The following is an 8881-nucleotide window of genomic DNA, read 5'->3' as shown; positions in this document are numbered from 1 at the left end:
AAAACGCCTTATGAAATATTCTTTAATGTAGTGTTGCACTTAATTTGACAATTCAAGCGCTTAAATTAATAATATTCACTAAATAAAGAGGAGATTGTTTAGCATTTAAAAAATTTTAGAAAAGACGCATATATTTAAAAAAAAATATATTTTTTGTTACACTGAGTATAAGTATTTTGTTTTTAATCCCTCTTTGATTAAATATCACAAAAAACATGTTAAGGAAGTGATAAGATGACCCAAAGAAAACCAGAACAAGCGGAAAAACTAACAAAAGGACTCAGCTCTGCCCAAGTTTCACAAAATCGTGAACAATTTGGCAGAAATATCCTGCAAGAGGCCAAAAAGGAAAGTATCTGGAAAAAACTGATTCTTCAACTGACAGAAATAACCTCCCTCATTCTATTATTTGCAGTAGTACTATCAGCTTACATGGCAATTTCATACAATAGTGGTTGGACTAAACCCATCGTAATCGGCTCAATTGTCGTTTTAAATGTTCTAATTGGTTTGTATCAAGAACAGAGTGCTGAAAAATCATTAGCTGCGCTTAGAGACATGAGCGAACCTACCACACAAGTTATTCGTGATGGTACCAGTCAGAGGATTTCTATTTCTGATATTGTGGTTGGAGACGTTGTTACCTTGAATGCTGGAGATCAAGTGCCTGCCGATGGCGAACTGAAGAAACTAAATGCTCTAACCATCGATGAATCAATACTGACAGGTGAAAGTGAACCGGTCGAAAAAACAACAAAAGCGCCTGAAACAGCTCCCGATTCTGTTGGCGATCACATAAACAAAGCTTTCTCTGGTACTCTAGTTACCCATGGCACAGGCACTATGGTTGTCTCAGCAATAGGAATGAAAACTGAAATTGGAAAAATAGCGGACTTGCTTAATACCACTAAAAGACACAAAACTGCTTTACAGCAAAGACTTTCCCGACTTTCGCTTATCATGACCTTCATTGCCGTAGTCAGTGGTGTTTTTATGTTCATTCTTAGCACACTGCACGAATTAGGCAACCCAATGGATAATCTAATGATCGGTGTTTCCCTGGCAGTCGCTGCTGTTCCAGAAACACTGCCTGTTATCGTTACAATTAGTCTTTCAGTAGGTGTTCAAAAAATGGCAAAGCGTAATGCGATTATTCGCAGACTGAATTCCGTTGAAACCATTGGAAGCGTCGATGTTATTGCATCTGATAAGACAGGAACACTTACTCAGAATAAAATGACAATTACACGCTTGTGGGCATTTAACCATAAACCTGAAAATATAAAAGCTGGTCAAATGCTCAGTGATCCAGCAACTTCATTAATGCGTCTCTTTGCACTTGATACCAATGCTGTTATTAATGAAGATCATGCTGAGGGCGATGCAACTGAACTTGCTATTATTCGACTATTGCACCAGCACCATCTTTCCCGTGAGCACTTTGAACAGGATGCACCTCGAATTGCTGAAAGACCTTTTTCCTCGGACAAAAAAACAATGTCTACTCTTCATGAACTAAAAAACGGTCATTTCCTCTTAATCGTAAAAGGTGCTTTAGACAAACTCCCTATCTTTCTCTCTGAATCTGATAGTCAACAGTTGAATAAGATTCATGATGAATTTGCAAATGATGCATTGCGCGTTCTCGGCGTGGCATATCGTGAATTTGAAAAAAAGCCGGTTGAGGACATCGAGTCCTTAGAAAAAAAGCTGACTTTTGCCGGTATCATCGGTCTAATTGATCCACCGCGTCCAGAGGCAAAAAAAGCAGTTCACCAAGCTAAACAAGCAGGCATTAAAACAATTATGATTACTGGTGATCATAAAGCAACTGCACGTGCGATTGCTGCTCAAATTGGAATTTATCAAAATGATGATCTTACTGTGAGCGGTTCTGACTTAAAAAAATGGGACGATAAAACGCTCGCCAAAAAAATAGACAAAGTTAGTGTTTTTGCAAGAGTTTCACCTGAAGATAAAATTAGAATTGTCAAAGCTTGGCAGCAAAAAGGCAAGGTTGTTGCAATGACTGGTGATGGGGTCAATGATGCCCCCGCCCTCAAAGCAGCCGATGTAGGAATAGCTATGGGGATTACAGGAACTGAAGTTGCAAAGGGAGCCTCAGATCTGATCTTAACTGATGATAACTTTGCAACAATTATCGAAGCTGTTTCTTCAGGCCGTACGATATATCAAAATGTTTTAAAAGCCATTGAATTTCTGGTTAGTGTTAATTTTGCGCAAATATTTTTAATGGTTGGCAGTGTCCTTTTCGGTTGGGGTGTCCCGCTGATTGCAGAACAATTACTGCTGATAAATGTCCTAGCAGATGGTATTCCCGGTTTTTATCTTTCACGTGAACAAGGAGAAGCACAGGCTATGCGGCAACCGCCTATTCCAAGTGATCAGAGTATTTTCAGCAATGGCGTTGGTTTGCGCATGTTTATCCGTTCAACAATCTATACTATTTTAACCTTGGCAATCTATGCTTTCGGACGTTTTATTCTAACTGATAACAACTCTCAGGTTGGAGCAACAATGTTATTTCTGACACTGGCCTTAGGTTCAATGATTGATATCTATCCGATCAAAGCACGTGAATCTTTAACGCTAAAATCGATCAAAGCAAACCATGCTTTGAATGTTGCTTTACTAGCAGCTGCGGCAATTATTATTCTAGTTGCCTTGATTCAACCTTTACAGAAGTCGTTTGGGTTAGTGGAATTAACACTTTTTCAGTGGACTATTAGTCTTATAGCAATGTTTATTCCCGCTATTTTATTGGAACTCAATAAAAAGATCCTAGCAAAATTGAAAAAATAAATTTCAACAATTCATATTTTTTACTTCAAGTAAAAGAAACTGGATCAAGTTTAATTTTTGATTCAGTTTCTTTATCGATTTCATATAAATACATTTCATAAGTCAAAGTCCTCCGTCTAGCTTCGCATTACTACTCAAGTTTGTCTTACCGACTTATGTCATACTCACTTTTTAATACTGCTTTCAGATTGAAAGCAATATTCTTTGTTTATTTTAAAACATCTACCCACTCTTCATAATCTTCTTTGAAATAACTGTCTTTTGCATATATTAAATATAAGTCATGTGCCGTTTGCCCATTGTCGAGCATTGATAGTTCAACTAGCTGCTTATTTTTTAATTGTTCTTCTACCAATGAACGATACAGAAAACTTATACCAACTCCACCTAATAATAATCGTCTTATTAAAAGCGGTTCAGAAATAACGATTAAATGTTCAAAATCACTTAAGCTGACATTTTCTGCACGTGCAAGACTTGCCAGAATTTCACGGGATCCTGAGCCCTCCTCTCTGACAAGCAGTGGTGTCTTCACAAGATCACTCCATGTTAAACTTCTATACTGCGTTAACACGTGATGGCCAGAGACAACCGCTATAAAGGGTTCTGATCTGATTATTTTATATCCAAATTTGTTTTTATCAAAATTACCTTCAACCAACGCAAATTGACTTTTGCCGGTTCTAACTGCTGTTAATGCCTGCTCCGTATTTCCAACATGACAACTTATCTTTCTGAACGCGTCACGGGCTGCGATCTCTTCTATCAATTGTGGTGCCAAAAATTCACTAAGTGAACGGGTCGTACTGAAATTAATCTCTCGAAATTTGTTTGGTGTTTGAAGACGTTCAAGTAGTTGCTGCGATTGAACATTCGTTCTTTGTAAAAAATCGGCTAACTCTTCACCAATTTGAGTGATTTTTAAATTAGGCCGATGGTAATAAACAAGTTTCAATCCCAGTTTTTCTTCCAACCGCTGAATTTGCTGTGTTACAGCAGGCTGTGAAATATATAGTTGTTCAGCAGTCTTAGTATATGAATGAGTTCGGCTCAAAACCAAAAAAGTTAAATATAACTGATCTAACAAAAGTAATCCCCCTTTTTATATAAGCCAAGCTTATAGTCTAATAATAAATCATTATTTTTTCTTATTCAAAAAATTCGTTATACTCTAATTATTACTTCAGGGGGGTTACATTTTGATAATCATTAACAAATTAAAAAAATCTGGTTTTTGGATTTCATTTTTTATAACACTTATTTGTGCTGTTGTAGGATCATTTTTAGCACAACTGCCTTATTTATCTCTTGTTGGTGCTTTAGTTTTATCAATGTTGTTAGGAATTATTCTGCAAATTCAACCAACTATAATCAAACAAGCTAGATCCGAATCAGGTTTCATCTCAAATAAATTTTTACGTTTAGGAATTATTCTGCTTGGTTTTAAATTAAATCTGGTTCAACTGGCTCAGGCTGGCATCAAATCGATTTTACTTGCAATATGTATAGTAACTGGAATGATTCTCTTAACTTATTGGGTCTCTAGAAAAATGGGAGTTGAACGTGAGCTGGCAATCTTAACCGCAACTGGATCTGGTGTCTGTGGAGCAGCCGCAGTTATGGGGGTGTCGCCTCAAATCAAAGTTTCTAAAGAAAAAGAAAAACAGCAGCAAGAAAATGAAGTTTTGGCTGTCGCAACTGTAGCGATTCTCGGAACTGTCTTTACACTGATTGAAATTGGCTTAAAGCCATTGCTTCATATGACTCCAACACAATTTGGCGTTTTTACTGGTGGCTCTTTGCATGAAATAGCCCATGCAGTTGCAGCTGGCAGCGCGGCTGGTCCAGTGGGACTGGATGCTGCCATCATTACTAAGCTTTCACGCGTATTATTATTAGCTCCAGTCGCTTTGTTAATCGGTATTTGGTACCAAAAAACAACTCCACAAGCTACTCATGCAGACACCAAGGCCAAACTGCCTATACCTTGGTTTATGGCCGGTTTTCTTCTTACAAGCGTATTTGGTTCTTTCCTCCCCATTCCGGCAGGTGTATTGGCTCTACTTGTCAAACTTGCTTATATCATCTTAGGAATGGCGATGGCAGCTTTGGGAATGAATGTTAACTTTGACACTATTATTCATCGTGGACGAAATGCTTTCGCTGCAGCATTTATTTGCTCTTGTGTCCTCATGCTCGTGGTTATGACCGCCAGCAAATTATTCTTTTAAAAATCGAAAAAAGATCAAACACATATCAGAAAACTTCACTCAATACCAATCGGTTATGATCCTAGTCTGATTCTGTCTGCGGTTAATTTGCAGTTAGATAGCGGAAAACTATCTTTGGAACCTAACGAATGGCGTTGGAACCTTAAATTACTCTAAGTGGGACTGTGACAAAAACATTTAATTTTGTCACAGTCCCATTTCTACAATTAGTCAAACACTAAAATTCATAATAAAAATAAAACACGGTATTTATGCTTGATACTGATCTTTTCAAGAGACAACTTCGTCTAAGTTTATAAGCTGTCAGAACTTTTGCCTTTAAAAACATACTGCCCTAACAACTTAATACAGCGATTGGATGTTTTTAGATTATTCCTTTTAGATACTCCAGAACATGCTCTTTCAAAACCTTATCCTCTTGATCCTCAACTGTTTTGGCCTTGGTATACTTAAACCTCTTATTTGTTATAAAATAACCAAAATTCAACCACACAAAATTATTAGCTTGAATTTTAGGATTTATCTTTTTTGAAAGACAACCAGATTCTGCTTTTTCTAACAGAATTTTCTCAATTACTTTTTTGAAATGTGTTGATACTTCTTCTATTGCCTCACCAACTTCTCTTAATTCTAGTGACTCTTTTACCCCTACCACGACAAGTGCTTGGTGTTTTATCATAAATGCTTGATATTTTTGAGCAGTTTTTTGCAGACATTCTTCAATTGTCATCTTTTCGATATCTTTATACTGCAGCGAATTTATATCTTGCATGCACTGATCGATTAAAGCTTGCAGCAATCCACGTTTATTTTTAAAAATCCTAAATATAGAACCTTCATTGGCGCCAGCAAGTTTAGCCGTTTTGCTTGTAGTTGCTGCTTGGTAGCCATTTTCAACCAATAACTGGGCAAAGGCCCGGATTAATTTAATTCTCGTACTTTCTTTTCCCATAGTATCCTCCATTTTTACTTGTCAGAAAGTCACTTTGAAATATTTGTTTGACCAGAGGTTTACAAATTTCATTAGAGTACTAATGCCGACAATTGCCTTAGAAATATATATTCCGCTCATTTTCCAAAGAAGGTAAGTGACTATTCCGCCTTTTAAATATAACCAGTTCCATTTCACTTTTGATTATATCTTAAAAAACTTCTCTGTCTTTAAAATATTAGCGTTATAATACAGACTTCGCAAATTTTTCTCTAAAAATACATATTTCTTAGTAAATATTAAAAAATTATATCATTTTGTTAATCTATCTAATTATTATAAAGTTCCACATTTTTTGCACTTTCCATGTTTTCTCATTCAAAGCAAATACTTGACACTAAAAAATGATAATAGCATCATTTAACACGTTAGCAACGATTGATTATCTTTTCAATTTATTCCTTTTAAGCAACATTCTTTTACAATGTAATCGTATTCAGATAAAATTGATATTGTACCGGAAAGGAACGTGAAAACAGTGAAAAAAATCATCAACGAACCTCAAAATGTGGTTCCAGAAATGGTAGACGGATTAGTTAGAGCGTATCCGCAGTATCTTAAAAAAATTCCAGAAACAGAAGCAATGGTCAGAAGTGACAAAAAATCTATGGAGGGAAAAGTTGGTATTGTTAGTGGTGGTGGTAGCGGTCACGAACCTTCACATGCTGGTTTCATAGGCAAAGGAATGCTAAGTGCTGCAGTTGCCGGACAAGTCTTCACATCGCCAACTCCAGACCAAATATATGCCGCCATTAAAGCATCTGACCAAGGCAAAGGTGTTTTTCTTGTTATCAAAAACTACTCTGGTGATGTTATGAATTTTGATATGGCCAAAGATATGGCCGAATTGGATGATATTAAAATTAAATCGATCATTGTCAATGACGACATTGCTGTTGAGGACAGCCTTTATACACAAGGGCGCCGAGGTGTTGCAGGCACTGTTTTAATGCATAAGCTAGTGGGTGCGGCGGCTGATCAAGGCGCCAGTTTAGATGAACTCGAAAAACTTGCTAAAGATGCTTTACCCCATATCAGTACGATTGCTGTCGCACTCTCAGCTGCAACAGTTCCTGAAGTAGGAAAACCTGGGTTTGTATTGGCAGATGATGAAATTGAATATGGTGTCGGTATCCACAGTGAACCGGGTTATCGCCGTGAAAAAATTAAAACCTCAAAAAAACTAGTCTCAGAATTATTAGCTAAAATTGATCAGGAACTACATTTAAACCCGCAACATCAATATGCTGTTTTAGTTAACGGAATGGGGGCAACTCCTCTGATGGAGCAGTATGTTTTCAGCCACGACTTATTAGATCAACTTGAAGCTAAGCAAATAAAACCAGTTTTTATGAAAGTTGGAAATTACATGACTTCAATCGAAATGGCTGGAATTTCGTTAACAGTTTTTGATTTAGCAGACAATAAATGGTTGAAGTACCTCAACTATCCAGTTGAAACAATTGCTTGGTAAAGGAGAGATAAATAATGTTAACAACTGAAATTACGCAAGAATGGATGGACAAATTCTACCATAAAATTGAGGAGAACAAAGACTATCTAAGTGAGTTGGATACTCCAATTGGTGATGGTGATCACGGAAATAATATGATGCGCGGAATGGAAGGTGTCAAACAAGGACTGGCGAAACTTCAAAAACCCGATTTAAAAACTATACTTAAGAACATTGCAATGAGTTTAATCAGTAAAGTCGGTGGTGCTTCAGGTCCTTTATATGGAACAGCATTCTTAGAGATGGCAAAAAAATGTGGTGAAACACAAGATATAAATGCCCTTATTAATGCAGCATTAGACGGCATTAAAAAACGCGGTGGTGCAACTGAAGGCGACAAGACTATGGTTGATGTCTGGTCACCTGTTGCGCAAACAAATGAAATTACTCAAAAAGTAATTGATGATGCTATCGCTTCGACTAAAGATATGTTGGCACGGAAGGGGCGTGCCTCTTATTTAGGCGAACGTTCGATCGGTCATTTAGATCCAGGAGCTGTTTCAAGTGGTTATTTGTTCACTGCTCTTTTAGAAACGGAGGCATCTTTATGAAAAAATTAGGCATCATCCTTGTATCACACGTCCCCGATATTGCACGCGGTATACCGCAACTGCTAACGCAAGTTGCACCGAATGTTTCCATTACAAATGCCGGCGGAACAAACGAAAATGACATTGGAACTAGCATGGAAAAAATTTTAGCTGCCATCGAAGAGAATAAAGCCTCCGAGCTACTTGCGTTCTACGATATTGGCAGTTCAAAGATGAATCTTGAACTTGCAACTGAAATGACGGATAAACAGGTTCATCTTTATGATGCAGCCTTTGTTGAAGGAGCGTATACAGCTGCCTCACTTATTGAAGCTGATGTAACACTTAGTGAGATCGAGAAACAGCTCGCTTCTTTAAAAATAAAATAGCTGGTAAGTTGGTTCAGTAATTGAAGTAAACTACATGTATTTTTTTCAGTATTTTAAAATAATAAACAAATGATCGAGACAAAGTATTGGTTTTGTCTCGATCATTTGTTTGTTATTCAACCCATTATTTTAAAGCGCCTGTTTTCGTGTCAAAAACATACCAGCGCTTGTTGATTTTTTGCCTGCCATAAACCATTTGCCCATTAGAATTATAATAAACGGTTTTTTTCTGATTTTTAATATACTTGAAGCCTGTCTGCATTGCGCCAGTGTTGCTATCAAATAAATACCAGTGTCCATTTAGCTGTTGCTGTCCATATTGCATTTGACCTGCTTTATTATAATAAACGGTTTTTTCCTGATTTTTAATATACTTGAAGCCTGTCTGCATTGCGCCAGTGTTG

General features: G+C 37.0%; 7 protein-coding genes and 1 pseudogene. 5 read left to right on the top strand and 3 right to left on the bottom strand.

Going from position 1 to position 8881, the window contains the following annotated elements:
• Positions 1–234: 234 nt before the first annotated feature.
• Positions 235–2823: a cation-translocating P-type ATPase gene (locus FD20_RS11540; protein WP_057738701.1), complete on the top strand. Its 2589-nt coding sequence runs from the start codon at positions 235–237 to the stop codon at positions 2821–2823.
• A 208-nt stretch (positions 2824–3031) separates the two neighbouring features.
• On the opposite strand, the gene FD20_RS11535 is transcribed toward FD20_RS11540, so the two are convergent.
• A complete protein-coding gene (locus FD20_RS11535; RefSeq protein ID WP_057738699.1) occupies positions 3032–3910 on the bottom strand; it encodes a LysR family transcriptional regulator in 879 nt (292 codons plus the stop codon).
• Positions 3911–4022: 112 nt separating this feature from the next.
• On the opposite strand from FD20_RS11535, the gene FD20_RS11530 reads away from it, so the two are divergent.
• Positions 4023–5054, top strand: coding sequence for a YeiH family protein (locus FD20_RS11530; protein WP_420864745.1), 1032 nt, complete (start codon positions 4023–4025; stop codon positions 5052–5054).
• Positions 5055–5418: 364 nt separating this feature from the next.
• Here the strand turns inward: FD20_RS11530 and FD20_RS11525 are convergent, their stop codons facing one another.
• Entirely contained in the window at positions 5419–6006 is a 588-nt protein-coding gene (locus tag FD20_RS11525; protein WP_057738698.1) for a TetR/AcrR family transcriptional regulator, read from the bottom strand.
• A 517-nt stretch (positions 6007–6523) separates the two neighbouring features.
• On the opposite strand from FD20_RS11525, the gene dhaK reads away from it, so the two are divergent.
• Genes dhaK through dhaM form a run of 3 tightly spaced genes read left to right on the top strand, consistent with a single transcriptional unit; the run spans position 6524 to position 8477 of the window.
• Positions 6524–7519, top strand: coding sequence for a dihydroxyacetone kinase subunit DhaK (dhaK, locus tag FD20_RS11520; protein ID WP_057738696.1), 996 nt, complete (start codon positions 6524–6526; stop codon positions 7517–7519).
• A 14-nt stretch (positions 7520–7533) separates the two neighbouring features.
• A complete protein-coding gene (gene dhaL, locus FD20_RS11515) occupies positions 7534–8109 on the top strand; it encodes a dihydroxyacetone kinase subunit DhaL (RefSeq protein ID WP_057738694.1) in 576 nt (191 codons plus the stop codon).
• A complete protein-coding gene (gene dhaM, locus FD20_RS11510; RefSeq protein WP_057738692.1) occupies positions 8106–8477 on the top strand; it encodes a dihydroxyacetone kinase phosphoryl donor subunit DhaM in 372 nt (123 codons plus the stop codon). Before dhaL ends, dhaM begins: the two co-directional genes overlap by 4 nt.
• 124 nt (positions 8478–8601) lie before the next feature.
• Here the strand turns inward: dhaM and FD20_RS13605 are convergent.
• A pseudogene (locus FD20_RS13605) lies at positions 8602–8881 on the bottom strand (hypothetical protein); the annotation flags it as partial.

Origin of the sequence: Liquorilactobacillus uvarum DSM 19971 (assembly GCF_001434935.1) — a bacterium.
GTDB lineage: Bacteria > Bacillota > Bacilli > Lactobacillales > Lactobacillaceae > Liquorilactobacillus > Liquorilactobacillus uvarum.
The sequence above is the reverse complement of the archived record's forward strand: the minus strand, read 5'-3'. Positions and strand labels throughout refer to the sequence as shown.